Origin of the sequence: Paenibacillus forsythiae T98 (genome assembly GCF_000520735.1) — a bacterium.
Taxonomy (GTDB): Bacteria; Bacillota; Bacilli; order Paenibacillales; family Paenibacillaceae; genus Paenibacillus_AQ; species Paenibacillus_AQ forsythiae.
Window position 1 is genome coordinate 1 of sequence record NZ_ASSC01000193.1, and the last position, 930, is coordinate 930.

The 930-nt window shown below is 46.5% G+C and carries 1 protein-coding gene; it reads left to right on the forward strand.

Annotated elements, in window-relative coordinates:
- On the forward strand, positions 1–930 hold a 930-nt coding region (locus L692_RS0107035), incomplete at both ends, for a penicillin-binding transpeptidase domain-containing protein (RefSeq protein ID WP_025698425.1).

Here is a 930-nt window from a genome sequence, read left to right on the forward strand (position 1 = left end):
TGACGCTATAACGGGCTACGCGGTCGCGATGGAAGTGGATACGGGGAATGTCGTGGCTATGGCCAGTATGCCGGATTATGATACGAATGCTTGGACCAGCGGCAGCATTGACTCGGGTGTTTGGGGAAAAATTATGGATAATTACCAAAATGGCACGATTACTCCGAATGCTTCAGGCAGATCGGGGAATGGGCTGGGCTCGGTTCTGTTCATGGGTTCTACAATTAAACCGTTAAGTGTACTGATTGGCTTAAATGAAGGATTATTCTCTACTTCATCCGGTTACCAAGATAAGGGGATTACTTATTTCGGCAAAGCCGGCCATGAAACATCAGTAAGAAATGCATCAAATCATGTTTATGGATACATGGACCCGGCCTTGGCCATTCAACATTCCTCCAACGTGTTTATGGTCGATATGGTAGGGAAAAAACTTTACCAGAAATATCAGGACAATGGGCTTGCCGTATGGGACAAATATATGAAAGAGTTCGGACTTGGAGTGTCGACGCAAAGCGGTCTGCCCAAGGAGTATTTAGGAATGATAAATTACAATAATATCAAAGAGACTGGCAGCGTGCAGGCTTCTCTTGTTTATGCCTCTTTTGGACAGCAGGGCGGCTATACGGCGCTTCAACTTGCCCAGTATGCTTCTACGCTCGCCAACAAGGGAGAACGTATTAAACCTCAACTTGTCAGTAAGATCACAGATTCTAATGGAAAAGTAATCAAAACGTTCGGACGCCAAGTGCTGAATACCATCGAGATGGATGACTCATATTGGAATGAAGTCAAACGGGGAATGAATAGTGACGTAAACGCATTTGATGATTTCCCTTACGATTTTGCCCGTAAGACGGGGACCTCCCAGCAGATGGCAAAAGGGAGATTGCGCGACAACGGCGTCTTCATCGCCTACGCGCCGCGCAA